At 68.8% G+C, this 24,056-nt stretch carries 27 protein-coding genes and 1 pseudogene; 17 read left to right on the top strand and 11 right to left on the bottom strand.

The window, feature by feature from the left end:
- The first annotated feature begins 5 nt into the window (after positions 1-5).
- The 5 genes from ABD978_RS07345 to ABD978_RS07325 all read left to right on the top strand — a co-directional run bounded on the left by ABD978_RS07345 (position 6) and on the right by ABD978_RS07325 (position 5,194).
- Positions 6-1,736: an ABC transporter permease gene (locus ABD978_RS07345; RefSeq protein WP_345350437.1), complete on the top strand. Its 1,731-nt coding sequence runs from the start codon at positions 6-8 to the stop codon at positions 1,734-1,736.
- A complete protein-coding gene (locus ABD978_RS07340; protein ID WP_345350434.1) occupies positions 1,729-2,790 on the top strand; it encodes an ABC transporter ATP-binding protein in 1,062 nt (353 codons plus the stop codon). Before ABD978_RS07345 ends, ABD978_RS07340 begins: the two co-directional genes overlap by 8 nt.
- A 31-nt stretch (positions 2,791-2,821) precedes the next feature.
- Complete coding sequence (locus ABD978_RS07335) at positions 2,822-4,243, top strand: acyclic terpene utilization AtuA family protein (RefSeq protein ID WP_345350431.1); 1,422 nt, start codon at positions 2,822-2,824, stop codon at positions 4,241-4,243.
- On the top strand, positions 4,236-4,589 hold the full coding sequence (locus tag ABD978_RS07330; RefSeq protein ID WP_345350428.1) for a DUF4387 domain-containing protein: 354 nt from the start codon (positions 4,236-4,238) through the stop codon (positions 4,587-4,589). The genes ABD978_RS07335 and ABD978_RS07330 overlap by 8 nt, the downstream gene beginning before the upstream one ends.
- A 218-nt stretch (positions 4,590-4,807) precedes the next feature.
- Positions 4,808-5,194 (top strand): hypothetical protein, encoded by a 387-nt coding sequence (locus ABD978_RS07325; protein WP_345350424.1) that lies wholly within the window; start codon positions 4,808-4,810, stop codon positions 5,192-5,194.
- Positions 5,195-5,437: 243 nt separating this feature from the next.
- On the opposite strand, the gene ABD978_RS07320 is transcribed toward ABD978_RS07325, so the two are convergent.
- Positions 5,438-5,638: a hypothetical protein gene (locus ABD978_RS07320; RefSeq protein ID WP_345350421.1), complete on the bottom strand. Its 201-nt coding sequence runs from the start codon at positions 5,636-5,638 to the stop codon at positions 5,438-5,440.
- 91 nt (positions 5,639-5,729) lie between these two features.
- Positions 5,730-6,374, bottom strand: a complete 645-nt coding sequence (locus tag ABD978_RS07315) for a phosphatase PAP2 family protein (RefSeq protein ID WP_345350418.1) — start codon at positions 6,372-6,374, stop codon at positions 5,730-5,732.
- A 234-nt stretch (positions 6,375-6,608) separates the two neighbouring features.
- Between ABD978_RS07315 and ABD978_RS07310 the strand changes: the two genes are divergently transcribed.
- Positions 6,609-6,992 (top strand): BlaI/MecI/CopY family transcriptional regulator, encoded by a 384-nt coding sequence (locus ABD978_RS07310; protein ID WP_345350415.1) that lies wholly within the window; start codon positions 6,609-6,611, stop codon positions 6,990-6,992.
- Between the two features lie 119 nt (positions 6,993-7,111).
- Here ABD978_RS07310 and ABD978_RS07305 read toward each other — a convergent pair whose 3' ends face one another.
- Positions 7,112-8,212 carry a M56 family metallopeptidase gene (locus ABD978_RS07305; protein ID WP_345350412.1) on the bottom strand — a complete coding sequence of 367 codons (1,101 nt, stop codon included), beginning with the start codon at positions 8,210-8,212 and terminating at the stop codon, positions 7,112-7,114.
- An 85-nt stretch (positions 8,213-8,297) separates the two neighbouring features.
- Here ABD978_RS07305 and ABD978_RS07300 point away from each other — a divergent pair, with 85 nt between their 5' ends.
- From ABD978_RS07300 to ABD978_RS07275, 6 genes and pseudogenes are all read left to right on the top strand, one after another.
- Entirely contained in the window at positions 8,298-8,687 is a 390-nt protein-coding gene (locus tag ABD978_RS07300) for a BlaI/MecI/CopY family transcriptional regulator (protein WP_345350409.1), read from the top strand.
- A 112-nt stretch (positions 8,688-8,799) separates the two neighbouring features.
- Positions 8,800-9,636, top strand: a complete 837-nt coding sequence (locus ABD978_RS07295; RefSeq protein WP_345350406.1) for a ZIP family metal transporter — start codon at positions 8,800-8,802, stop codon at positions 9,634-9,636.
- Between the two features lie 45 nt (positions 9,637-9,681).
- Positions 9,682-10,038, top strand: a pseudogene (locus ABD978_RS07290) (alkaline phosphatase family protein); the annotation flags it as partial.
- Positions 10,039-11,045: 1,007 nt separating this feature from the next.
- Entirely contained in the window at positions 11,046-11,363 is a 318-nt protein-coding gene (locus tag ABD978_RS07285; RefSeq protein ID WP_345350403.1) for a hypothetical protein, read from the top strand.
- Positions 11,364-11,518: 155 nt separating this feature from the next.
- Positions 11,519-12,166, top strand: a complete 648-nt coding sequence (locus ABD978_RS07280) for a PDDEXK family nuclease (protein WP_345350400.1) — start codon at positions 11,519-11,521, stop codon at positions 12,164-12,166.
- 20 nt (positions 12,167-12,186) lie between these two features.
- Positions 12,187-12,582 carry a hypothetical protein gene (locus tag ABD978_RS07275; protein ID WP_345350397.1) on the top strand — a complete coding sequence of 132 codons (396 nt, stop codon included), beginning with the start codon at positions 12,187-12,189 and terminating at the stop codon, positions 12,580-12,582.
- 326 nt (positions 12,583-12,908) lie between these two features.
- On the opposite strand, the gene ABD978_RS07270 is transcribed toward ABD978_RS07275, so the two are convergent.
- Entirely contained in the window at positions 12,909-13,361 is a 453-nt protein-coding gene (locus ABD978_RS07270) for a VOC family protein (RefSeq protein WP_345350394.1), read from the bottom strand.
- 435 nt (positions 13,362-13,796) lie between these two features.
- Between ABD978_RS07270 and ABD978_RS07265 the strand changes: the two genes are divergently transcribed.
- Together ABD978_RS07265 and ABD978_RS07260 are read left to right on the top strand one after the other, a co-directional pair.
- Complete coding sequence (locus ABD978_RS07265; protein ID WP_345350391.1) at positions 13,797-14,942, top strand: acyl-CoA dehydrogenase family protein; 1,146 nt, start codon at positions 13,797-13,799, stop codon at positions 14,940-14,942.
- A gap of 28 nt (positions 14,943-14,970) precedes the next feature.
- Entirely contained in the window at positions 14,971-15,735 is a 765-nt protein-coding gene (locus ABD978_RS07260; RefSeq protein WP_345350388.1) for an SDR family NAD(P)-dependent oxidoreductase, read from the top strand.
- Positions 15,736-15,768: 33 nt separating this feature from the next.
- Here the strand turns inward: ABD978_RS07260 and ABD978_RS07255 are convergent, their stop codons facing one another.
- From ABD978_RS07255 to ABD978_RS07240, 5 genes are all read right to left on the bottom strand, one after another.
- Positions 15,769-16,023 (bottom strand): SpoIIE family protein phosphatase, encoded by a 255-nt coding sequence (locus ABD978_RS07255; protein WP_345350385.1) that lies wholly within the window; start codon positions 16,021-16,023, stop codon positions 15,769-15,771.
- A gap of 25 nt (positions 16,024-16,048) precedes the next feature.
- On the bottom strand, positions 16,049-16,648 hold the full coding sequence (locus tag ABD978_RS07250; protein WP_345350382.1) for a PP2C family protein-serine/threonine phosphatase: 600 nt from the start codon (positions 16,646-16,648) through the stop codon (positions 16,049-16,051).
- A 136-nt stretch (positions 16,649-16,784) separates the two neighbouring features.
- Complete coding sequence (locus tag ABD978_RS07245; protein ID WP_345350379.1) at positions 16,785-17,198, bottom strand: Imm1 family immunity protein; 414 nt, start codon at positions 17,196-17,198, stop codon at positions 16,785-16,787.
- Positions 17,198-17,371: a DddA-like double-stranded DNA deaminase toxin gene (locus ABD978_RS43790; RefSeq protein ID WP_425550683.1), complete on the bottom strand. Its 174-nt coding sequence runs from the start codon at positions 17,369-17,371 to the stop codon at positions 17,198-17,200. The genes ABD978_RS07245 and ABD978_RS43790 overlap by 1 nt, the downstream gene beginning before the upstream one ends.
- Positions 17,302-17,964, bottom strand: a complete 663-nt coding sequence (locus tag ABD978_RS07240) for a hypothetical protein (protein ID WP_345350376.1) — start codon at positions 17,962-17,964, stop codon at positions 17,302-17,304. The genes ABD978_RS43790 and ABD978_RS07240 overlap by 70 nt, the downstream gene beginning before the upstream one ends.
- Positions 17,965-18,459: 495 nt before the next feature.
- On the opposite strand from ABD978_RS07240, the gene ABD978_RS07235 reads away from it, so the two are divergent.
- The 3 genes from ABD978_RS07235 to ABD978_RS07225 all read left to right on the top strand — a co-directional run bounded on the left by ABD978_RS07235 (position 18,460) and on the right by ABD978_RS07225 (position 21,754).
- Positions 18,460-19,008: an RNA polymerase sigma factor gene (locus ABD978_RS07235; protein ID WP_345350373.1), complete on the top strand. Its 549-nt coding sequence runs from the start codon at positions 18,460-18,462 to the stop codon at positions 19,006-19,008.
- The gene (locus ABD978_RS07230; RefSeq protein ID WP_345350370.1) at positions 19,005-19,973 is read left to right on the top strand and encodes a CU044_5270 family protein; all 969 of its coding nucleotides are present in this window, start codon (positions 19,005-19,007) and stop codon (positions 19,971-19,973) included. The genes ABD978_RS07235 and ABD978_RS07230 overlap by 4 nt, the downstream gene beginning before the upstream one ends.
- 134 nt (positions 19,974-20,107) lie before the next feature.
- Entirely contained in the window at positions 20,108-21,754 is a 1,647-nt protein-coding gene (locus tag ABD978_RS07225) for a hypothetical protein (protein WP_345350367.1), read from the top strand.
- A 975-nt stretch (positions 21,755-22,729) separates the two neighbouring features.
- On the opposite strand, the gene ABD978_RS07220 is transcribed toward ABD978_RS07225, so the two are convergent.
- Both ABD978_RS07220 and ABD978_RS07215 read right to left on the bottom strand, forming a co-directional pair.
- Positions 22,730-23,779 (bottom strand): CU044_5270 family protein, encoded by a 1,050-nt coding sequence (locus tag ABD978_RS07220; RefSeq protein WP_345350364.1) that lies wholly within the window; start codon positions 23,777-23,779, stop codon positions 22,730-22,732.
- Positions 23,780-23,790: 11 nt separating this feature from the next.
- A partial coding sequence (locus tag ABD978_RS07215; RefSeq protein WP_345350361.1) for an RNA polymerase sigma factor occupies positions 23,791-24,056 on the bottom strand: 266 nt, incomplete at its 5' end.

The raw sequence follows: 24,056 nt of genomic DNA, 5'->3' as shown, positions 1-24,056 counted from the left end.
GGAGCGTGACCACCACAGCCGCACCGGTGGCTCGGCCACGCCTCCACCGAGGTCGCCTGAGCGTCGGCTGGTCGCAGGGCATCGTGTGGGGCGCCGTCGTCGTGCTGGTCATCGGCCCGCTCGTGCCGTTGCTCTATGCCTCGTTCCGCAGCAAGCCCTACTACCTGCCCGGTGGGGTCCTCACCGTGCAGGGCTACCGGACCCTGTTCGCCGACCCGGCGTTCTGGCGCGCCGTCCAGAACACCCTGCTGTTCGCGGTCGGAACCACCGTGCTCGCGGTCGCAGCGGGATCGGCATTCGCCATCCTGTGCGGACGCACGAACATGCCAGGGCGGAAGGCCTACTCGACGCTGTTGCTGGCGCCCATCGTGATCCCTCCGCTGGGTTTGATCGTCGGCTGGGTCTCGATCTATGGCCAGAGCGGCTACCTGACCGGCCTGGTCGGCCGTAATCTCCACCTGCCGGTCTGGAACCTGTCCTCCCTCCCCGGCATGGCCCTGCTGGGCGCGGCGGTGACCATCCCGATCGCGTTCTTGACCTGCCAGGCGGCGCTGGCGGGGACCGACTCCTCACTGGAGGACGCGGCGCGCAGCGCCGGGGCAAGTCCCGTACAGGTCATCCGATCCATCACCTTGCCGCTGCTGCGCCCGGCCCTGCTCGACTGCACGGTGCTCATCTTCGCCTTGTCGCTGGAGGTGCTGGGCATCCCGTTGTTCCTCGGGCCGCCGGCCCACATCGACTTCTACGCCAGCTACCTCTACAGCGCCTGGAGCGGCAGCATCACCCCGGACCCGTCCTACGTCAGCGCGGGAGCGGTGCTGCTCCTGCTCGTCGTCTCGGTTCTGCTGCTCCTGCGGAGCCGCCTGCTGGGAGCGGAGCAACGCTTCGTCGCCGCCGGGGCACGGGGCGGAGGCGCCTACCAGCCGCTCGACCTACGCGGCTGGCGGCGTCCGCTGTCGCTGCTGGTCGGGGCGTTCATCGCGGTGACCAGCGCGATCCCGCTGCTCGGCCTGGTGATGATGTCCGGCGTCACGGCGCTGACGACCTTGGTGCCGCCGTGGCACCTGCTCACCGGCCACAGCTGGCATCAGGTGCTCACCGACGTGGCCTTCCGGCGTTCGATCACGAACTCGCTGCTGATCGCGTTGCTGGGCAGCGCGATCAGCGTGGGGTTCGTCGCCGTCGCGACTCTGGTCGCCCACCGGTCCCGGTTCCCGCTACGCCGCACGATCTCCCCGCTGCTGGTCTATCCCCGGGCGGTGCCCGGGATCATCTCCGGCATCGGCTTCTTCTGGTCCTACCTCATGGTCAGCCCGCCGGGTGCGCAGGTCCGCAACAACCTCTGGGGTGAGCTGATCGCGTTGTCGGTCCGCAACATCACTCTGGCCTATGTCGTCATCTACCCGAGCCTGGCCCGGATCAACGATGAGTTCGACCGGGCCGCCCGAGCCGGCGGCGCCGGATGGTGGACCATCGCGCGGCGCATCCTGCTGCCGATCCTGCGCCCGTCACTGCTGGCCGCGTTCCTGCTGATGTTCATCACCCTCCTGAACGACTACGACCCGGTGGTCTTCCTGCAGAAACCCGGCACCGAGGTCATCGGCGTCACGATGCTGCAGTACTGGCAGCAGGGCGTCGTCGGGCCGGTCGCCGCGCTCGCGGTCGTTCAAGTTCTCATCGTCGCCGTCGTGCTCGCGATCGGGGCACGCGCAATCAGGAGAGTCCGTCATGCCTGAAATCCACGTCGAGCACCTGGTGAAGTCATTCGGCACGAACCGGGTCCTCGACGATGTCAGCTTCACCGTACGGGACAAGGAGTTCCTCACCCTGCTCGGCCCGTCCGGATGTGGCAAGACCACCACCTTGATGTCGATCGCCGGATTCCAGTCACCGGAGCGGGGAGCGATCCGCTGCGGCGATGACACCTTCTTCGACGCCGACGCCCGCATCGACAGCCCGGCCGAGCACCGCAACCTCGGCGTCGTGTTCCAGTCCTACGCGATCTGGCCGCACCTGACCGTCGCCGGCAACGTCGCTTTCCCGCTCAAGGTCCGCAGGCAGGGCAAACAGGCGATCAGGTCCCGGGTGGCCGAGGTCCTGGAGTTCGTGGAGATGGGCGCCTACGCCGACCGCTACCCATACCAGCTTTCCGGCGGGCAGCAGCAGCGTGTCGCTCTCGCCCGGGCCCTGGCCTACTCACCGGGCGTACTCCTGCTCGACGAACCGTTCTCCAACCTCGACGCGAAACTCCGCGAGCGGTCCCGGACCTGGCTCAAGCAGCTGCAGCACAGCCTCGGCCTGACCACCGTGTTCGTCACCCATGACCAGAACGAGGCGATGGCGATGAGCGACCGCATCGTGGTCATGGACCAGGGTCGCATCCTGCGCAGCGGCACCCCCGAGAAGGTCTACGGCGAACCGGCGGACCGCCGCGTGGCCGAATTCGTCGGGCAGTGCAACTTCCTCACCGGCATCGTCCGCACCGGGCCCGGGGGTAAGCATCTGCTGCTCACCCCCGAGTTCCCGGACGGAATCGTCGTTCGAGGGCGCCGCGACGGAGCCGATGGCTCGCCGGCGACGGTGGCCGTACGGCCCGAGGACATCGTCTTCACCGATACCGCGGGGGACGGGCCCGAGCCGACCATCCTCGACACCTCCTACCTAGGCGATCACTACCAATCCCGCGTGAGCGTCGGCGGCCTGGAGCTCATCGTCCACAGCCGGACTCGTCCCGGCGGCGACACATCTCACGTACGAATCCCCCCTGCGGTCGCCACCTTTGTCGACTGACCGATCCTCACCTGTGATGGAGCCAGCTCAAGTGACCCATATCTTGTCCGACCCCTATGACGCCGACGGCCCTGCGGCAGGCACCCCCGATTCGGTCGGTGTCGTCTTTCCCGTGGGGATGCTCGGCGGCGGATTCCCGCCCGACACGATCAGGCGCGGTATCGAGCTGGGCGCCGACGCCATCGCCGTCGACGGCGGCTCCACCGACTCCGGTCCGTACTACCTCGGCACGGCGACGGCCAAGACCACCGGCTCGGCGGTCGAACGGGACCTTCGCCTGCTGCTGACGGCCGCGAGCACAGCCGGGATACCGCTGATCGTGACCTCGTGCGGCACATCCGGAACCGACTCCGGTGTCGACTGGATCGCCGACATGGTCAGCACCATCGCCGAGCAGGGTGGATGGTCGTTCCGTGTCGCCAAAATCTACAGCGAGCAGCAGGCAAGCACGCTGCTGCCGGCTCTGCACGCGGGGCGTATCCGGCCACTGCCCCCGCTCGGCCCTCTCCAGCCCGACACGCTGCACTCCTGCACGCACATCGTCGGATTGATGGGTTACGAGCCCATCGCCCAGGCCCTCGACACGGGCGCCCAGGTGATCCTCACCGGACGTGCCACCGACACGTCCTCGGTGGCCGCACTCGCCCTCCGCCATGGCCTGCCGGCCGGGCCGGCCTGGCACGCCGCCAAGACCGTCGAATGCGGCGGGCTGTGCACGACCAGCCCCCGCAGTGGCGGCGTCCACGTACGCATCGACCGTGGTGGCTTCACCGTCGAACCCCTCGACGAGCACGCCGCGTGCACGCCGACCTCGGTCGCGGCACACATGATCTATGAGAACGTCGACCCGTTCCGGATGCGGGAACCCTCCGGCACCATCGATACCTCCGATGCCACCTATGTGGCCTTGGACGACCGGCGCGTGCGCGTCGAGGGTTCCCGATTCGAGCCGGCCCAGCAGTACACGGTGAAACTGGAGGGCAGCTCGCTCGCCGGCTATGAGACGGTCATTCTCGTCGGCATCCGCGACCCACAGATACTGGGTCACCTCGCCACATGGCAAAGCACCCTGCGCATGATGGTCACCGACCAGGTGCGTACGCTGCTCGGCCTCAGGGATGGCGACTATGAGATCCAGATCCGCTGCTACGGCGCCAACGCCGTACTGGGCCCGCTGGAACCCGAGACCGCGGCGCCACGCGAGGTAGGGGTGCTGTTCCAGGCGCGCGCCGCCGACCAGGCCGCCGCGACGGCCATCGCAAAGATCGCCAATCCCCTCCTGTTGCATCTACCGCTGCCGGGCAGCGAACATCTGCCGAGTTTCGCGTTCGCGACGTCCCCGGCCGAGATGGAGCGCGGTGCGGTCTATAAGTTCGTGCTCAACCACGCGGTCGACGTCGAGGCGCCATACCAGCTGTTCCGCACCGTGTACAGCGAGGTCGGGCATGGCTGAGACCTCCCGCACGCTAGCCGCCATCGCCGAGCTGGTCCGTTCCAAAAACGCCGGCCCGTTCTGGATCACGCTCGACGTGTTCTTCGCATCCGCCGCCGATTACCAATGGGTCGAGGCATCCGGCGTGCTCACCCGAGACACGATCGGCGTCCTCTACCGAGTAGACCCCGCGGTCGTCCAGCTGTACCACCTGCCCGCCATCCGGGTGATAAAGGCATCCTTCCCGCGCCCGGCCATCCAAGGCAGCTTGGCCGACCGAGACATTCACGCCGGCCAGCAGCACATCCCACTCGCGGATCTGACCGTCCCTGGACCTGACACCGGGCATGCGGCTGCGCACAGCTGAACGACGGCGGGCCCTCCGGTCGGCCGAGCATACGCACCGTATGAACGTGCGCGATGCGGAGGCCGACCTCACCCGGTGGGAAGAGGAGATGGCCGTAGTCGAGGCCGGCATCGCCAAACGCAGCGAAGCGCGAAACCTGCTGGGCAACGCCGACGCCTCCTGGCGAGCTCGACGCGCTGGACGTCCGTGTCGGGGAACTGCGGTCTCAGCTGGACACGGTGGAGGGCGACCTGTCCAGGCTGACCGATGACGAGGAATTCAACCGTCAGTTCCGTGAGGCGGTAGACCGGTGGAAGGAGCTCAGCGGGCGCGATCAGCAATTGGACACCGAACATCAGGTGACGGCGCGGACCCTGGAGACCTTGGCCGCGAGACATCGGGAACTGTCCGACAAGGCACGCGGTGCCGACGGGCGCACCGTCGCGCAAGCGAAGGAGGAGGAAGCCGACGCTCGCGCGGCCTTGGAGCAGGCGCTCACGGACAAGGGCGCCGCTGAAGCAGTCGAGAAACAGGCGCGCGATCAACTCGAATCGATCGGGACGGCCGCGCAGCGACCGTGTTTCAGCAAACCACGCGCCGCCGACAGTGCTGGCTCGGCGCAGTGAGCCCGAAGGTCTGGGCGTCGCGGGTGAACGAACCGCTTGGCGGCTCTGGACGGGGTAGTCGCGGTAGCCGGCTAACCGATCCGTATTTCCGGTCGGAATGCTGCCTGGCCGATCTCACCAATCCAGTCGCCTGTCATGAGGACCTGTGGAGTGTTGATATCCGAATCGGCCAGTTGCGGGCCCACGCGGTCCCCGAACGGTCTGATCTGCAAGGCCGGAGTGGGTAGGACGACGTGGCCACCTTCACGCATCCGACGTCGGGGTGACGGCGGCCGGATCGGTCTCCAGGTCGCCGTTTTCGGCCAGCCTCATCGCCGCTATCGCCTGACGTAGCTGGTAGGAGCCGGGGTGCCACGACAGCACCCAGCGGCCGTCGGAGATCCCCATCGCCGTCTGCGGGCACCGGTTACTGCGGATCCACTCGTCGTCGACCATCAGCGCCACAACTTCAGCGTATGTTCGCCCCCAGCAGCCACGGAGCTGGAGAACCGCGCATCGCAGCGGTGGCTGGCGTTATCTCCTCGCCCCGCGTGTTTCAGCGGGTGGTGTGGGCGCCGGCGGGCGCGGCGGTCAGCACAGGTGCCAGGGCTCCGGTGCGCAGGCGGGCGACGAGGGGGACGGCGACGTGGCCCAGGGTCCGGCTGAGGAGGTAGGCGACCGGCAGTGCCAGGAGGGCGGCGCCGATGACGTCGTGGGGATAGTGGTCGCCGAGGTAGACGCGGGTGAAGCCCTCGAGGACCGCGAAGGCTGCGGCGATGATGGAGAGGCGGCGATCGAGCAGCCACAGCGCGGTCACCGTGGCGGCGGCGACGGTGGCATGGCCGCTGGGGAAGGCGTAGTCGGTGCGGTCGGGGCAGGCGGACACGAAGTAGTCGTGTGGCAGTGAGTAGCACGGCCGTACCTCGGTGATCAGCTTCTTGGCCACTTCCGCGATGGTGAAGGCCACTGCTACGGCGACCGGCGCCGCCAGGGCGACGGTCATGGCGGGAGTGTCACGGCGCCGGGCGTTCCACCAGCCGACCAGCATGAGCACAGCGAACACCCCGAGGCCGGCGTTGGTCCACATCTCGAGTGGCGTGTTGAGCCACCGGGTGTCGCGGGCGATGTCGGTGATCGCGGTGAACAGCGAGCCGTCGATGCCGGAGCCGTCGAAGGCGAGCTGCACGGGGTGGACTGTCATCGAAGACGATCTCCAAAAGCCGAGAGAAGGCCGCAGGTCGGCCGGACCGGGGCCGCCAAGCCAGGATTCACAGCGTTGTAAAGGTTCCGGGGGTGGCGCCGGGTTCCGGCGGCGCGCCGACCGGGGCGTGCCTGCCACGCCCGGCCGGCGTGACAGACTCGTCGGCGCACCGACTTCTACATGTTCGTAGAAGTTTTACAGGACTGTAGATGATGAACGGAGGGGAGCCAACTCGTGAACGCCGGACACGCTCCAGGGGAGCGCAGACCGGGCGGCGCGCTGGAGGCCGAGGTCCTCGGTATCCTGCAGTCCACCCCGCAGGCGCTGACCCCCGGCGAGGTGCTCCAACGTCTGAGTGACGATCTGTCCTACAGCACTGTGGTCACGGTGCTGTCCCGGATGTTCGACAAAGGTCTGTTGAAGCGTGGCAAGCAGGGCCGGGCGTACGCGTACGCGCCGGTCGCCGACACCCACGGGCTGACCGCGCGGCGGATGCGGCAGGTGCTGGATTCCGGCTCGGACCGGGAGTCGGTGCTCGCCCGCTTCGTGGAAGACTTGTCCCTCCAGGATGAGCAGTTGCTGCGGCAGCTCCTCGGCGGCCTGCCGGATCAGGAGTGAACGACGTGGCGATGCACCTGTTGGTCTGCCTGCCGCTACCGTTCCCCCGTGTCCGCCGGGCCGGCCGCCCGACCGCCACGCCCGATCAAGGCCGCATTCCGGGTCGTGCCAGGCCGGGTTCACGTCCGCGTTCGGCGCCCGGCGTCGCGGCCGACCTGGGTCGATTCACCACCGGTCACCACTGAGCGACCGACCGGGCGGGCCTTGCCGTGGTGATCACGAGTAAGCCTGCCGGCCTCGCTCCTGGCGTGCCGATGGCCGCTGAAGGTCCGGTGAGGGCCGCCGACCTCAGGGTGATGGCGTTCCTCCATGGCCTCCATGTTCCCGTGCAGATCGGTGGCGGCGTCCAGCGCTCCGGCTCCGGACATCGCCAGGCAGGCGGCCAGGGCGGTCGCTATGCCGGGCAGCAACCGGGAGCGTCGCGGCGTAGGTGGGGTCAGGAGCGCCGCGACGCGGCGGGGGATGGGACCGGCGGTGGCGGACAGGACCGGGCCGGGTGTGGATCCGGGCACTCCCGCCCGGCTCCGCGCGAGCGCGGCCCGTGCGATCGCACGGGCGACGAGACGCCGGTCTCCGACGGCGTCCGCCGCCGACTCGTCGGCCCAGCGCTCGAGGTGATAGCGCAAGGGGGCGCGAAGCGTGGTCAGTGCGGGATGGACGACGGTCGCCATGTCCATCGCCAGGGTGAACCAGTGGTGGCGGCCGGCGAGATGCGCATGCTCGTGGGCGAGCAGCACATCGTGTTCGCGGGCGTCCAGCGCCCGCAGCATGCCGGTCGTGACCACGACCGTGCCGGGGCGGCCGGGGACGGCATAGGCGTCGGGCAGGTCGTCCGGTAGCACGGCCAGGCCGCCTGGCCGGGACCGGACGGCGTTCCGGGCCAGTGCCAGCGCGGCCAGCCGTCGGCGAAGCCTCCGGGCCGCGAGGACGAGCGTCGCGGCCAGCGCCGTGCAGGCCGCGCAAGCCACCGGTACGGGGACCGGCGACATTCGCCGCAGTAGGAAGGGGGACAGGTGCTCGATGGCCGCGACGAACGGAATCTGAAGAAGTCCGGTGCCGGTCAATGAGAGGAGGGCGAGCGTGGTGCAGCCGGCCAGGAGGGCGCCGGTGGCGGCCAGCAGCCACGAAGCCGACCGCGGTGACAGCCGGTCCGTCAGGAGACGGATGAGCGGCACCGCGAGCAAGGGCATCAGCAGCGGCATCCATACGGCGAGGACCATGCCCTTCATTATGGGCGTACGCGCCGTGGTCGCTCGGACGCCCTCTCGCGCCGGGTGATCTACTATCGAAGTAATACCAACGTGCATGGAGATCGGCGTGACCAAGGAGCGCGAGCAGGGGCGACGGCCCGCCGGTATGCTCGAGGACGCCGTGCTGGCCGCGCTGTGGCAGGGCGGCCGGCCGATGAGCCCCGCCGACGTGCAGGCGGTCCTTCCCGGCGCCCCGGCCTACACCACGGTGACGACCACGCTCGCACGGCTGCATCGCAAAGGCCTGGCCGCCCGCACGCGGGTCGGGCGTGGATTCGTCTACTCGCCCAACGTCGACGAGGCGGCGCACACGGCCACCGCCATGCATGACCTGCTCCAGCGGCGTCATGACCGCGCGGCCGTACTCGCCCGCTTCGTGTCCGACCTGGCCCCCGAGGACGAACGCCTGTTGCAGCAACTTGTGCGCCACGACAACGCCGGCTGAGCACAGGCGGTCACTACTATTCCAGTAGTATTAAGTGAGCCTTGCCTAATCTAGCGTGCGCGGACGGTGTGGCAAGGGCGCGCGTCACCTTTCGACCCCTCGGAGTGTGCTCATGGGATCCGCTCAGATCGCCGTGCTGGGAGCAATAGCCGGCTTCACCATCTACCTCGGCCTGCCGATCGGTCGGTTGCGCGCGCCTCTGCCGAAGGTTCGATCCCTGCTGAACGCGACCGCAACCGGTATCTTGATCTTCCTTTTGTGGGACGTGCTCGCACACGCATGGGAGCCGATCGACACCGCCCTCGGCCATCACGGGTACGGCGCGGCGACCGGCAATGGGGCGGTGTTCGCGGTCTGCTTCGGTATCGGTCTGCTGGGCCTCGTTCATTTCGACCGCGCGGTCGCCCGCCGCGCCAGGCCGGCGGCCCCGGCACGATCCGGTCCCGGCGCCGCGTCGGCCACCGAATTCCGGGCCGATCCCACCGGTCTGTCGCGTCTGGGCGACCTGCCCATGATGATCGCGATCGGTATCGGGCTGCACAACTTCGCCGAGGGACTGGCGATCGGTAACTCCGCCGCCCACGGCGAGTTGCAACTCGCCGTCCTGCTCATCATCGGATTCGGCCTGCACAACGCCACCGAAGGATTCGGAATCGTCGCCCCGATGGCCGCCGAAGACCGCCGCCCGTCATGGGGCTACCTGGCACTACTCGGCCTCATCGGTGGCGGCCCGACGTTCCTGGGCACTCTCATCGGCCAGCGTGTCGTCAATGACACGGTGTCCATTGGATTCCTCACCTTGGCCGCCGGGTCCATCCTGTACGTGGTGATCGAACTGCTGGCCGTGGCCCGCAAACTGGGGCTGAAGACGCTGACCACCTGGGGCATCCTGCTGGGCGTGCTGGCCGGATTCGCCACCGATGCCATCGTGACCGCCGCAGGAGCCTGAGCCCCGGCCGGGACCTAGTCTAGATACTATCCGGATAGTAGTCGCATCATATACACGGCTCCGAACCTCGCCTCGGAACTGTCCGCTGCGGGGCTGACCTTCGCCGCGTTCGCCGAGGGACTCCCGGCGTTCGACCGGGCCTCCTGTGTGAGCGGGCGCTTCGCGCGCAAGCACGTCCCGTGGGCGAACTTCCCGGACCTGTCGGACGCGGTGAGCCGGTCCTTCGCCGACTTCCCGTCCGACTACTCCGCGCTGCCCGCGGTGTCGTTCGTGATCCCGGACATGTGCGACGACATGCACAACTGCCCGGTGAAGACCGGCGATTCCTGGCTTCGGAGCAACCTCGACGGCTATGTCCGGTGGGCGGGTATGCACGACAGCCTGCTCATCGTCACCTTCGACGAGAACGACGGCTCTCCCGGCAACAAGATCGCCACCATCTTCGAGGGAACATCGGAGATCCAGCGCCTCGTCATCGGCCGCACGATCACAGGATTGCCGGTCCGTTAGCATTTTCGCAGGTCAGGCGTATCACGCGTGATCGTCCGCGCTGGGTTTGATCACGCTGTACGTCGATCAGTGATTGCTCGTCAGACCCCCTCGTTTCCCATCGGTTCCCAACGCGGTGCTGACTTGGTACTGACCCCTAACCGCTAGGTATGTCGTGACCGGATGGGGCCGGCATATCCGGAGCGGCTCGCCGTCTGGGCTCCAGCGGTGGGCGGCGCACCAGATTCAGGCGAGGGAATGGCGACCGCTGCTGACCACAACTCACGGATGTTGACCACAATTCACGGACGGGTAGTGGTCGGCCGATACAGGCACGTCATGAGCGGTGTAATGACTGCTTCAGCCTGGCGTGGAGGCCACTAATCTGCACGATTTGGTCGCTTACGGGCGGTCGTCGGGGTCGGTGACCTCTACCGTGTCAATGTCGTCCCGATCAATCGCTGACCTGCAGCTTCTCGAGAAACAGCAGGTCAGTGGGTATCAATGACAGTCCTCGACGTCGGTTCAGGACAGTTCAGCGACTATGCCTGCTCCCGATGCTCCCCGCTCCTAGAGGGAGCACGGGAGCATGGATGGGGGAGCGTTCCGGGAGCACTGTCGGCCATACCCGGGCTAGTCGATGCTCGGGGGAGCCGCCGGTTCCTGCATTGAGTGCCGAGGCTCGGTGGTGAGGGAAGGTGGGCATGCGATCGGCATAAGGTGCCGTCGCATGCCTATGAAGTGCCTAAGCGGTGTGCTGCGTGGTACCGCCGTCGGCGGTTATCTTCGATGTGAAGCGGGTTTGGCCGAGCGCTTGGCTGTCTGCGCGGAGTTGGTTTCTGATGGCGATGTCCAACCTTTGGGGGCTGGAAAGCCTCTAGCGGGTGAGAGATAGTCGACCGTGAGGGGGGTAACCCTAAATGAGCGGTGATACTCAGGTGATCAGCATATCCACCGCGCTCGCCTGGCAGGGGATGGCGTTGCTTCGCCAGGTCCTGCGTGCACGCGCCGCGCTGGTACTGGAGCAGGCCAGGCAGGCGACCATTCGCTCAGCACTCGCTTCTCTGCCGCTCGGCACGGACCTCATCCACCACCCAGGCGATGGCGGCAGCTGGGGAATTCGTACTTGCGACACCCGCTGGCCGTGCCAGAGGACCGGCGTGGAGACGGTGGCGCCACAGCGTTACCACCCAGGTTCCCGCGCCGAGCGCATCCGGCAGGTGCCTCACGCAAGCTGAGGTCGCCCGCCGCGCCCGATACCCCGACGACACCATCGCCGTCTACGAGACCGGCCACAACAGCCCCAGCATGTACTGGGCCCCCGCGCTGGGCGGTTGCCCTCGGCTACGGACTCGTCTCTACGAGCCGCCTCCGCCGGCGGAGCCGGATTCCGGTGGAACTGTCGCTGGAAACGTGGATCCTGTTGGGAGAAGCCATCTACCTGATCGCCCGGCATGTCGTGTCGGAAAGGAGTCCGCTGATGACACTCTCTCGTGAACCCGTCCCGCGTCGATACAACTGGACGGATTTCCGCTCCACACTCGAGTCTGACTGGGCAGCGACCCTCGACAGTCTTGGGATTGAGTGGGAGTACGAGCCGACCAAGTTCACCCTTCCATCCGGCGCCTGGTACCTGCCCGACTTCCATCTGCCGAAGATCGGTACCTGGCTCGAAGTCAAAGGTACCGGCGTCCCTGGAGAGGAAAAGGCCCGCGAACTCGCAGAGGCGCTCGTCTGCCACTGTGAAGCGACCTGCAAATGCGCATGGCCAGGAGGAGAGATCGTTCTGCTCGGCCACGCTTCCCTTCGTAGCCCGGGCAAGCGCTTCGGCGTCATGCACTGGTACGACGCCCTTGGCGGGAACGCCTTGCTCGGCCAGTGCAGCCACTGCGGCAAACGCTCGTGGGTTAGGCCGCGGCACTCCCTCACCTGTCGTTACTGCAAGGTCAACGACCCTGGCGGCCGTCACTTCGGCAACCTGCTCAATACCGGTGACGTCGACTTCCGGCGCTCCGACCGCATTGAAGAGTTCGACTTCTAGCTAGGCCGGCTGGTGATGGCGTGGAGCCGAAGCTGGACGGGTTGGCGATCTCGGCCCGGTACCGGGACGGATGCCTTGTTCAGCTGGTGACGCGCGGAGACGGCGCGGCGGGGGAGGACGTCTCGCACGGGATAGGGGTCATCGCCGGGCTTCCCGAGCGGCTGGCCGAGCCGGTGACGATCGAGGTGCGCGGTGAGGTGCTGATGACTCAGGCGCAGTTCGAGGCGGCCAATGCCGCACGGACCGGCGCGGGTAGCAGCGCCTTCGCCAACCCTCGCAGTGCCGCGGCCGGGTCGCTGCGCGCACGGGACCGGTCGTACAGGGTCGAGATGACGTTCTTCGGCTACGGCGCGCTTCCGCTGCCGGCCGACGCCGGCTTCGGCGCGGGTTGTAGCGTTTCAATTTTGGTGTCTTAATCTCAAAGATCTTGTCATCTGGATGTCGGTACTGTCCCAGGCGATGTCATGGGTCTTTGTTCAGCCGCGCCAGATTTGGTCCCGCTGCGAATGTGCTCGTTGTCAGGCTGGGCTCGAGGCTCACCCGCGCGCTGGCTGAGTGTTGCGCCGCACAGACGTCGTTTATCTGGACACTTTTGACCGCTCGAGGCTGGAGAACTGCTCGGAAACGTTGACTTCTGGATGTCGCTCGGGCGTGTCGCGTCAGATGCTGGTGGCCATCAGCCGTTTGCGAGAACCACCGGCCCTGCGCACGAAGAGGCGCAGGGCCGGTGTCGGTGTCCCGGTCAGGCGTTCGTGGGCGGAGCGGCCAGGATGCCCTTGAGCAGGCCGGTGGACTGGCCCACCTCGATGAGGTAGCCGTCGGGGTCACGCAGGTAGCAGCGCACTTCCGACGCGCGGTCGAGTGGCTCGGTGAGGAAGCGGGCGCCCTTCGCGACGGCGTGCGCGTAGAAGGCGTCCATGTCGGCCACGCGCACGTTCAGGAAGCCGGACACCCGCTCGCCGCTCCGGGGCGCCTCCAAGGTGACATCCGGCTTGTCGGGAGTGGGCCCGCCGCCGGGATTCATGATGATCCAACTGTTGGCGACCTTCACGATCGCCGGGTTCTCCTCCATCACGACCTCGCCGCGGAAGACGTCGGCGTAGAAGCGCCTCGAGACCGCGACGTCGCGAACGGTCAGGAAGTGCGTGAGGAGGAGGCCCTGCTCAGGTACGGGCAGGTCACCGTGAGACGTCATCGTTCGTCATCCCTTCTTCGATGGGGGCAGGCCGCGGCCGGGGGCCCGGGGATCGGTGCCGCGGCCTGCCCAGGGGTGGCGCGCACGGGGGAGCCGCGCGCCTGGCAGATCGCGGCCGGGGGCTCCGCGCGACCTGCCCGGGGTGGCGCGTACCGGGGGGGGCACGCGCCTGGCTTCGTGAACCTGAATGGAACCGGCATCAGCTATGACCGGACGGCGAGCGTGTATGTGACAGCACTCGGCTCGAGCCGGCGGCCGACCGGTGGCGCCAGGGGCCGCTGTCACAGATGACAGGGCTGTCCGGTCCTTGTTGGTGACCGGCCGGCCGATGACGCGCCGGCGTGGAGAACGCAGGTCACGCGGTCAGATCCGCGATCGTGACCGGCCCGGCCGCGTCCCTCACCGGTAACCAGCGAGTCCTCGGAGGTACGTCTCATGTCCGCACAACCCGCGGCCGACCCCCTGCGCCTTCCAGCGCAGGTGGAAGCCTCGATCAGGGCGGCCGCCGACGAGATGGACGCCATACGCGACATCCCGGAGGAACTGCTCGCCGAGCTTCGTGACGCGGGAGCGTTCCGCCTGTTCACACCTCGTGAACTCGGGGGCTTCGAGGCTCCCCTGACGACCGCGCTGGAGGTGTACGAACGGTTCGGCCGTATCGATGCCTCGGTGGCGTGGATCGTATGGAACGCCAACTGGGGCTTCATCGGCGCGCTGCTGGGGGAGGCCGGCACCGCACGCCTCTGGGAGCCGGGGCCCGAGCCGGTCTTCGCTAACTCGGGCACGCCCGGGGTCGCGGTCGCCGTTCGCGGCGGCTACCGGGTCTCCGGCAACTGGAGGCTCGTCAGCGGGATTCACGGCGCCGACCGGCTCATCGTGGCGGCCGTCATCACCGAGGGAGACGTTCCGCGTCTCACGCAGGCCGGTACGCCGGATGTGCGGCTGTTCATCCTGGAACGGGGCCGGCTGTCGGTGAAGGACACCTGGCACGCCACTGGCTTGCGCGGCTCCGGCAGTAACGATGTCCTCGTCCAGGACGCCCTGGTCCCGGACGAGCTGGTGGCGCGCGTCGACGTACCGGCCCGCGTCCAACGGCCGCCGTACCAGGGTTTCATCCCCGGTCTGGTGTTCCCGGGGTGTACGGCGGTCGTCCTCGGCGTCGCGCAGGCCGCCATCGACGCGACCGTCGAGCTGGCGAGGTCCAAGAAGACGCTAAGCGGTGGGACCCTCGCCGAGAGCTCACAGGCCGTCATCGCCCGGTCGGAGGCGGCTCTTCAGGCCGCCCGGCTCCTCCTCCACGCCGCCGCGGAAGCCATGGCGGGGGCGGCGACCGGCGATGTCATGCTCGAACGGCGAGCCGCCCTGCGCGCCGCCATGAGCCATGGCGCCCAGGTGAGCCGCGAGGTGCTCGTCGCCATGTACGAGCTGGGCGGCTCGTCCTCGGTCTACCGGGGCCGTCCGGTCGAGCGGCTGTTCCGCGACGGCATGGTGGCCCTTCAGCACGCCAACCACTCCGCCGCCTTCTTCGAGGTGGCAGGGCGCGTCCGCTTCGGCATGGACCCCGGTGTGGCGCTCTTCTAACAGGATCCGTTCGCAGAGAGGAAAGTGTGTGACCGTCCAGCTCCATGAGGACTTCAGCGGCAAGGTCGTCATCGTCACCGGCGCCGGCTCGGGCATCGGCCGCGCCGCCGCCCGGGCCTTCGCCCGTGCCGGCGCGCGCGTACTGGGGGTCGGCCGGCGCGACGACGCCCTGGCCGAGACCGCCGTCGGGCACCCGGAGATCGTCGCGTGTTCCGCCGACGTCCGCGCCCCGGATACGCCGGGCAGACTGATCGACGAGGCCACTGACCGGTGGGGCCGCCTGGACGTGCTGGTCAACGGCGCCGGCGCCACGAAGGTGATGCCGCTGGCCGAGACCACCGCCGGCGGCATCGCCGACCTGTTCGACCTCAACGTCACCGCGCCGAGCATGCTCGCCCACGCCGCCCTGCCGCACCTCCGGCGGGCCAAAGGGTCGATCGTCAACGTCTCCAGCACGTACGGCCACCGGCCGCTCCCCGGCATGGCGCACTACGCCGCGTCTAAGGCTGCGCTGGAACAGCTCACTCGGAGCTGGGCCCTGGAGCTGGCCGCTGACGGTGTCCGCGTCAACGCCGTGGCTCCCGGGCCGACCGAGAGCGAGGCCCTGGCCGCGGCCGGGCTGTCCGAGACGACCGTCGAAGAGATCAAACGGGACGAGGCCGCCCGCATACCGCTCGGCCGCCGGGGCGAACCCCACGAGGTCGCGTCGTGGATCCTGCGTCTGGCCGACCCGGCCACGACCTGGCTCACCGGCCATGTCCTCACCATCGACGGCGGCCTGGAACTCATCTGAGACGGCGGGAGACGCGCGAAGCGCTCACATTCGCTATCGCGCTGGATGCTGGAGGGGGAGCGTCTGGGAGGTCAGCTGGATGGAGCCGCCCGGGGTGGTGGGCCGCCACTCGGCCAGCAGCACGGTCGCGTCGTCGGCCAGCGGCGAGCCGTGCTCGGCCAGGAGGCCGTGGATGAGACGCCGCAGCGCCTCCGGCGCGGACATGCCGGCCGCCATGGTCCGGAGGATGGTGTCGGCCAGGCGGTCCACCCCGAACAGGTCGCCGCCGCGAGTGCGCGCCTCGACCACGCCGTCGGTGTAGCACAGCAGACGGTCACCCGGGCTGCAGGGTCTCGTGATGAGTGTGCGGCCGCGTGCCCTCCAGGAGGCCCATGGGCGGGTCGGGGGTACGGGCGAGTTCCTTGATGACCTTATCCTTGCGGATGAGCAGCGGCGGCGGATGGCCGCAGTTGACCCACTCCAACTGCCCGGTCTCCGTCTCCAGGTTGAGCAGCAGACCGGTCATGAACCGCCACTCCGGACTGTGCTCGCGGATCGCGCTGTCGGTGACGGTCGCGATCTCGGCCAGGTCCCCACCGGCCCGGCGGGTGCTGCGGCAGGACGCCAGGCCCACGGACGCGACCAGCCGGGCCATCAGGTCGTGCCCGGCGGCGTCCAGCACCGTCATGTGGACGGCGGAGCCGAACGCGGCGAAGTCGTAGGCGTCTTCGCCGAGCCGATAGGCGGGCTCGGCCGCCGCACAGATCACGACGTCCTTCGTGGCCAGGGTGTGGCCCGGTATGAACGCCCAGACCAACTCGGCCGACAACTCCATGCGTTCGCGTCGGCGCAGCCGCGCGAAGCCGTCGCTGTACAGGCCGTGGCTGGCGACGAGGAGCGCCACCACGCCGGCGAGCAGATGACATCGGTGCACCGCCTGCTCGTCCAGATGCTCGATGGCCTAGGAGAAGCTGGGCGACGGGGACGAATTCGTCCGGGAGACTGCTCGACAGACCCTATACGAGGAGCTGGGGCTCCTATGCGCGAGAGCCGTCGAGTCCGGTCCGGACTCATTCCCCGGCTTGCCACGTGACGCACTGGGGGCGTGCGCCGCCGGTGGCCAGGAACTCCCGTACCGCCTGCCGCACCTGGTCGATCTCGATCTCGGCGTCCGGCGGGAACGGGGAGTCGTCGTACCACAGCTCGTCGCCGGTTTCGGAGGGCTCGCCGGTGCTGTAGACCCCGTCGCGCCATTCGCGGCCGCTGTAGCGCAGCACACCGACATGACCGGCTTCCGGGTCAGCGCGAATGCCCACGTCCAGGCCCTGAGACAGGGGGTCTCCGGTCAGGTGGACGTCCATGATGATGCGCCGGCCCGTCGGCAGGTCGGCCCGGACGCGCTCGATCAGCGCGTCGACGTCTTCGGCGCACGTCACCGTGACCGGCTCGTTCTGTCCGCGGTACCACACGTCGAGTGAGGTCATCAGGTGGCTGCACCTCCCTGGTAGGAGCGTACGAGACCGTCGGCACCGTGCACCGTCATTGTCGAGCCCGCCGGCAGGATTTGTGGGATGAGCCGGTCACAGCTCAATGGCCCGTCGTCGCACGGGATGTGGTTGACCACCAGGGTCGTGGAACGGATGCCGTTCTCTCGCATGTAGGCCGCGAGCTTGATCTCGACGTGCGTCTCGGTTCGGGGCCGGCGCGGCATGCGGCTGAAGACCGGTTCGCCGCCTCCCAGGCCGGGCCGTGCTTGCCGCTGATCTCTGCGTGCACGATGCCGTCGGGGCCGGCCCACCGGCCGTGGGTGCGGGCACCGCTGCCCGGATCGACCGGCGGCGGCAGCTCGGCGCGTAGCCGCTCGATGTGCTCGGGCGAAAGGTCCACCTGCGGACGGCTTGTGCGTTCGGGCGAGGGCGATGAGGCGGGGGAGCCTAGGGAGGCGGGGCGCCCGGCGGGGCCGCGATATGCGGCGTTGCTGTGAGTGCCGAGGCGGTGCAGGAACTCCAGCAGGTCGCTTTCGCCGACGTCGAGCGTGTTGATGATCTCGCCGGTGGCCTCCCAAGCGCGGACTAACCCGTCGAGCGCCTGGGCGGTGGTGGGATGGCTGCCTCCGTCGAGTGCTGCGGTGATCATCGCGACCGCGTTCTCTGTGGATGCGGCCGAGTCGCGCAGTGCGGCTCGCGCCTGGTCAAGGTGCTCGATGGCGGCATGGATCTGACCGATGATTTCGCCTGCCGATACCGCCACGCACCGGAGAATGCCCGCGGCGATCTGAAGGCACGCGGCCGGTATCGGTCAGGCTGGCTGCTCCGGGAGGCTCGAGACGATGCTCGAGCCGGCGGGGGACGGCCCGTCGGGAACAACGGAACGGCCATTGGCGATAGCGGGACGCCGGTCGGGGAGGTAACGCCGTCAACCGTTCCGAATCGCCTGACGCACCCACCACTGCGCACGCCCCCGCCCGGCTCGTCCGGGGCCGGGGGCGTCGCCCGTGTTCCGAGGCTGCGCAACTGCGCATCTGCCGGACTGCGGAGTGCGCAGCCTCCCCGCACGTCGTCGGCCTCGGCGGCTACCGGGTTGAGCGAGCAGGGCGCGGCGTGCGAGGGCCAGCCCAGACGCTGCCCGCGGGCCCTTGCGGCCGCCAGGCCCTTCATGGTGGGCCAGGAAAATCGATCAAGGTGTAGGCGGAGCGGCCCTGCCGGACATCTCTGAGCGACACCGACCCGAGAGAAAGGAGCCGGCGTGCCGGATCCAGACGGGGAATTCACCCGGTTGTGGGACACGCACTACGACGATGTGCTCAGGTACGCAGCGCGTCGGGTCGACCACGAAACGGCAAGGGACATCGCCGCGGAAACGTTCGTGGTCGTCTGGCGGCGGCGCGGTGACATCCCGCCCGACCGCCCGTTTCCCTGGCTGTTGAACGTCGCCCGCAACGTCCTTGCCAACGAGATGCGAAGCCATCGGAGGCGTGCCCGGCTGTGGGATCGGCTGCGCGGCGACAGCGCGCGCGCCCCTGCCGCCGATGTGGCATCGGGCCTGGCCGAAGGCAGCCGCGTGGCCGCCGGGCTCAGCCGCCTGTCCGCCCGCGACCGTGAGGTCCTCCAGCTCATCGGCTGGGACGGCCTGGACGCGCGGGACGCGGCGACCGCGGTGGGCTGCTCGGTCAAGACGTTCTCCGTGCGCCTGCACCGTGCCCGGCGCCGCTTGAGCGCAGCCCTCGCGGAGATCGACGCCGCCGACCGCCCCGCACCCGCCGCACCACCACTGCAAAGGAGCCGCCAGGTATGAACGACATCTACGAAGTCCGCCGCATCATGGCCCCGGCCGACCCCTGCCCCCTCGGCACCTTCGACGGCGCCGCCCACGACCCGGCCGGACGCGCCGCCTACGAGCGGATCACGACATCCGCGGCCGGCCGGACCAGCCCGTCCCGCCGGGCGGCGTTCCGTCTCGTCGCCGCGGGCGGCGTCGCCGGGGCGCTCATCGCCGGCGTCGCCGTCGTCGTCACCAGCGGCGACGGGTCGCGCGATCGGGTGGCCGCGCCGGTGACGGAGACGCAGCAGGTGCTGAACGTTGCCGCGACGTTCGCGCTGAAGCAGCCGTTCACCGCGCCGCGTCTGGGTCAGTGGGTCTACACCGAGACCCGTTACCGGCGCAGCGGCATCCCCGACCGGGGCCAGGTCATCAGGCCGGGGTCACCGCTGAGGACGAAGGTCGACCGGACATGGATCCGGGCGGACGGGACGCGCAGGGCGACGTACGACCCCCACGGCAAGCTCCTCACCTCCGCCACCGGCGGGGGGACGCCGCCGACCGGCTACGCCACCGTCGCCAAGCTGCCCACCGACCCGGACGCAATGCTGGCCTGGGCCCGTAAGGAGCCGACGCCGGGCGACCGGAACGAGGGCGCGTTCCAGTTGTTCGAGGGGCTACTGCTGAACAACGGCGCGCTGCCGCCGGCACAGACCGCCGCCGCGTACCGCGCGATGGCGAAGATCCCCGGCGTCACTGTGGACCGGGCCGCCAGGGACGGGGCGGGGCACAAGGCGGTCTCGGTCTCGTTCCTCATTGAGGGCTACATGAAGGAGGAGATCCTCCTGGACCCGTCCACCTACGCCTACCGGGGCCACCGCGACACCGTCGTCCGGGACCACACGATGCCGGACGGCGGGCGCTTCCTGAAGGGCGCCGTCGAGAGCTATTCCGTCCGCTTGGCAGCGGGCGTCGTGGACCGTCCCGGCCAACGTCCCTGATCGCATCAGCACTCATCTTTCAAAGATCATCCCAATACGGATTTCGAGGCTTTTCGGGCTGGACCCGAAGCATGGGAGGACGTTGAACGACGTCCCTTCCCGGCGCCCATGGCGCCTGCTGACGAGGAGAGAGAATGGTCAAGAGAACCCTGGTCGGGCTGGGAGCCCTGGCTCTGGTCGCGGCGGGACCCGTGCCGTACGCGCTGGCGACGGCACCAGCCTCGCCGGTCAAGGCGGAACCGGCGCAAGGCGGGCACGGGACGTTCCACCGCGAGATGGAGATCAAACGCAAGAAGAAGGCGCCGTCATTCCGGCGGCTGTCGCGGACCGTGGCGGCGGGTGAGCACCGGCTGCAGGCCGCGGTGCTCGACCGCAAGGGTGCGGCCGCCACGTCGGACGAGGCGAGCCGGCTCAGCATCTGGCCGCTCGACGGTAGCGACCCGTTCGCTGCCGACGTGGTCAATGGGCAGGCCGAGGGGTCGCTGCCCCCTGGTGACTACGCCATCGATGTGGTCGTGAAGACGCCGGAGGCGGACGGGACGACCTCCACGTCGCTCATCTATCTGCCGAAGGTGAGCGTGACCGGCGATCTGTCGCTCACGCTGGACGCCCGGAAGGCCAATCCCGTCCACGTGGAGGTGGACAAGGAAGGGGCGAAACCGGCGTTGACCGTCATTTGGATCTCACAGCGGATCGGCGGCAAGTTCCGGGACGTCGGCGAGATCGACGGGGGCGACCTCTATGTCACCCCGGCCGCCGCGGAGGGCGGTGTCGAGTACGAGTTGCAGGCGCTGCTGACTCAGGGCGGCAAGGAAGAGGGCAGCCCGTACGCGTACAACGTCGCCCGGAAGGCGCCGGGCATCCCCACGGACCCGAATCTGAGCGCCCGAACGAAGGACCTGGCGGCCGTGCGGGTCGAGTACGCCGGCGAGGGCAGACCCGCCTGCGCCCAGCAGTACGCGGGTGTCGACTTCGGAAACAGCGCCATCGCCCTCTCCCGCACGGTCACGAGAGATCTGCCGGCGACGCGGACCGAGTACTACACCCCGGGGTTCGACTGGGATTTCACCGGGGAGATCGGCACTCCGGACTGCGCGTTCGAGCAATACGACGTTCTGTTCCGCACCGAACGGTTCCCGGCGGCGGGCACGTACACCCGGAGCTGGAACAAGGGCCCGCTCGGCCCGGCGGACGGCGAGCTCGTCCTCGACACGGGCGATGGGACGGGGTATTCGGTGGCGATGCTGTCCGGGCCCGACGGGCTGAGCAACGTCGAGAGCTATGCCTTCATGAAGGGCGACTCGACGCTGCGGAGCCTGAACGGCGAGGTCATCGGTGCGAGCCTCGTCCCGGGTTACGGCCACATCTGGGCGCGGCCGGAGCCGGGCCGCTACACCCTCACCACGAACGCCACGCGGTCGGCGCCCTGGTCGGACCTGGCGACGAGCCAGCACGTCGTCTGGGACGTCACGGTGGGCAAGGACAACGTCATCAAGCTGCCGACCGTGCAGTACCGGACCGCCCTCGACGATGAGAACCGGGCACCCGCGAACACCACGCAGACGCTGACGCTGGCGCCGCAGCAGGCGAAGGCGGGCGCGAAGCCGTCGCTGTGGACGTCCTTCGACGACGGAAAGACATGGACGCCGGTCCCCGTGCGCGCCGACGCCACCCGATGGGTGGCGTCCTTCCGCAACCCCGCCCAGGGCTTCGTCTCGCTGCGGACCAAGATCGACGGAGCGGTCGACCAGACGGTGATCCGCGCCTACGGCATCCGCTGACACCCGAATCCTCTCGGATCGATCGCCGAGGGTCCTGGGGCACCGGCCCCGGACCCTCGGCGATCACTCGTCCGCCGCCTGGGACCGGCGCGTTCCTCCCGGTCGCCGAGGCCTTCGTCGAAGAGCGCGTCCATGACGTAGTCGCCGATCTGCTCGCCGGGGATGCCGGCGGCTTGGGCCTGGCGGACCTTCGCCAGTCGACCCGGTGGTGCCAGCAGCAGTCACGGGGCTTTTGCGCTGGCACCAGCCAGGGGACGCGGCGGCGCAGGCGGCGGCGTACCCACACCCACCGGCCGGTCATGCAGGCCGGGTCGGCGAGCTCGTTGGGGGTAGCCGTAGCGAACGCGGAAGATCCAACGGACCCGTGTCTGAGCTGGGGCTATTCGAAGACGCGTTCGACGACGGCAGCGGTCTCGGCGGCTCCGGCTCTGAAGTACCGCGCCGAGGTGTCCAGAGACGAGTGACCGAGCAAGGCTTGGACCTGGGTACAGACGTTGGGCGAGCGTGGCTGGTCCTCGGTGAGCTTGGGGCCCGCCGACCCGGCCGGCGGGCACGCGCGGACGCGAGCCCGCCGTTCGTGTTCGCCACGATCAGCTCCCATTGGAGCTCCGCCAGGGACGGACAGCATCTCGAACATGGCTCGCCTTCCATGGTGGCGGTGTTGATGCCCTGCTCGATGACGTGCAGCCCGATACTCCGCTCGCGCAGCTCGGCGCCGAGGGGTCACCAGGTGCAGGACGGGGCGGGTGAGCCGGTCGAGCCTGGTCAGCTTCAACGTGTCACCCTCGGCAGTAGCTGCATGACGAGGTCGAGCTTCGGGCGGGACGCCTTTGCACCGCTGGTGACATCGATGTGGATGTTGTCGCGGTCGACGCCGTGGCGGAGGAGTGGGTCGAATCTGAGCTCAGGGAGCAGTGGGCAAACGCCGTGCCGAGGAAGCTTTCGCTGGACGACGGACAGGTTGTCGGTCTTTGCTCAGGGTTTCGGGCGTATGCCAGCGTGGTCGACGATTCCCGCGGCGAGTTGGAGGGTCTCGGTGTACTCGTGTCGGGCCTGGGCGTTCGTGGGTGAGGTGAGCGGCGACGAGGGGGGCGTGCGTCCGGGAGCGGGCCGCGCCTCGTTCGGATCCACTGTCCAGACGAGCCGTTCGCCTCGGTACTTGTACGTGTGCGGGTCGAGGAGGATCTGCTCGCTCTGGAAGTCTCGGGGATAGGCTTCGGCCACTGCGAGGTCGTGCCGTCCGGCCAGGTCGACCACGTCACGCTTGACGATGACGTGGGGAAGCCTAGCCAGCACCCGGTAGAACGTGGCCTGCAGTCTCGGCGGTAGCGCCACGTTGCGCAGGAGCTTGTCGGCGAGCGTGAAGACGCACTCGGTGGGATCCGCCGTGGGCGGGGTACGCGGGCAGAGTTTTTTCACGAGCTTGTCGGGATCGGTGGGCAGCGCGGCGAGGCGGGCGTAGTCCTCGATCGGTGTCGTCTCGTCCGCGTCGTGATCGAGTTTGCTGACGTACAGCCGGTGGGTGTCGCGGCTGATGACGTTGTCGCCTCGGTACGCCTCACGGGTGCCGTCGAACCGTGTCCAGACCTCCGTTACCATCGCCCCGCCGGGTCCCGTCCCCCTCAAGCTGCCGTTCTGGCTCGAGTAGCTCATCTTCTTGACGTAGGCCCACTGTTGGGGGTGGGGATGCACGGCGGCCCGCGCATCGACGGTGTCGGCCGCGAGAGACAGAACCTGGGCGGCGTTGACGAGCGTCCCGTCTGTGCTCCGGCCCGGCCGTGGCACGGGACCGTTCTTATCGGGCGCGACGGCTTGCTGGACGACGGTGGCCGCGGCGACTGCGACGACCAGGCCGGCCGCGGTGCCCGCCAGACCCCACCGAAGCCGGGTGGACGGCGCTGCCCGGCGCCTCGGGCCCGGGCCGTCAGCGGCGGCGATCAGCGCAGCGCGCGCCTTCTCCTGTGCCGTGGCCGGATATGACGGCACGTCGGGGCGTGCCGTACGCAGCAGCTCGAGTTCGTTCATGTCCTGCCTCCTCATGCCGGTGTTTCTTCGGTGATGGTCAACGGATCGGTGTCACCGAGGACTTTGCGCGCCTTCTGGCGGGCGCGGTGCAGCCGTGAGCGCACCGTGCCGACCGGCACACCCAGCGCCTCGGCCGCCTCCTCATATGTCAGGTCCGCCCAGGCGATCAGAAGCAGCAGGTCACGTTCTCCGGCGGACAGCCGTTTGAGCATCCCGCCTAGGGCCTGTCCGGTAGATCTTGGCGTTCGGCTGAGGTCGATCTTGTGTCGGGCTTTGA

It is taken from the genome of Actinoallomurus liliacearum (genome assembly GCF_039542035.1).
GTDB lineage: Bacteria > Actinomycetota > Actinomycetes > Streptosporangiales > Streptosporangiaceae > Actinoallomurus > Actinoallomurus liliacearum.
The sequence above is the reverse complement of the archived record's forward strand: the minus strand, read 5'-3'. Positions and strand labels throughout refer to the sequence as shown.

Excerpts from the sequence above, each read along its gene's own strand:
- ABD978_RS43790 (WP_425550683.1), bottom strand. The coding sequence starts at position 17,371 with ATGCGAGAGAACGGCATCCGTTCCACGACCCTGGTGGTCAACCACATC.
- ABD978_RS07340 (WP_345350434.1), top strand. The coding sequence starts at position 1,729 with ATGCCTGAAATCCACGTCGAGCACCTGGTGAAGTCATTCGGCACGAAC.
- ABD978_RS07300 (WP_345350409.1), top strand. The coding sequence starts at position 8,298 with ATGGAGATCGGCGTGACCAAGGAGCGCGAGCAGGGGCGACGGCCCGCC.
- ABD978_RS07220 (WP_345350364.1), bottom strand. The coding sequence starts at position 23,779 with ATGAACGAACTCGAGCTGCTGCGTACGGCACGCCCCGACGTGCCGTCA.
- ABD978_RS07230 (WP_345350370.1), top strand. The coding sequence starts at position 19,005 with ATGAACGACATCTACGAAGTCCGCCGCATCATGGCCCCGGCCGACCCC.
- ABD978_RS07245 (WP_345350379.1), bottom strand. The coding sequence starts at position 17,198 with ATGACCTCACTCGACGTGTGGTACCGCGGACAGAACGAGCCGGTCACG.
- ABD978_RS07285 (WP_345350403.1), top strand. The coding sequence starts at position 11,046 with ATGAGCGGTGATACTCAGGTGATCAGCATATCCACCGCGCTCGCCTGG.
- ABD978_RS07265 (WP_345350391.1), top strand. The coding sequence starts at position 13,797 with ATGTCCGCACAACCCGCGGCCGACCCCCTGCGCCTTCCAGCGCAGGTG.
- ABD978_RS07295 (WP_345350406.1), top strand. The coding sequence starts at position 8,800 with ATGGGATCCGCTCAGATCGCCGTGCTGGGAGCAATAGCCGGCTTCACC.
- ABD978_RS07315 (WP_345350418.1), bottom strand. The coding sequence starts at position 6,374 with ATGACAGTCCACCCCGTGCAGCTCGCCTTCGACGGCTCCGGCATCGAC.
- ABD978_RS07330 (WP_345350428.1), top strand. The coding sequence starts at position 4,236 with ATGGCTGAGACCTCCCGCACGCTAGCCGCCATCGCCGAGCTGGTCCGT.
- ABD978_RS07270 (WP_345350394.1), bottom strand. The coding sequence starts at position 13,361 with ATGACGTCTCACGGTGACCTGCCCGTACCTGAGCAGGGCCTCCTCCTC.
- ABD978_RS07225 (WP_345350367.1), top strand. The coding sequence starts at position 20,108 with ATGGTCAAGAGAACCCTGGTCGGGCTGGGAGCCCTGGCTCTGGTCGCG.
- ABD978_RS07305 (WP_345350412.1), bottom strand. The coding sequence starts at position 8,212 with ATGGTCCTCGCCGTATGGATGCCGCTGCTGATGCCCTTGCTCGCGGTG.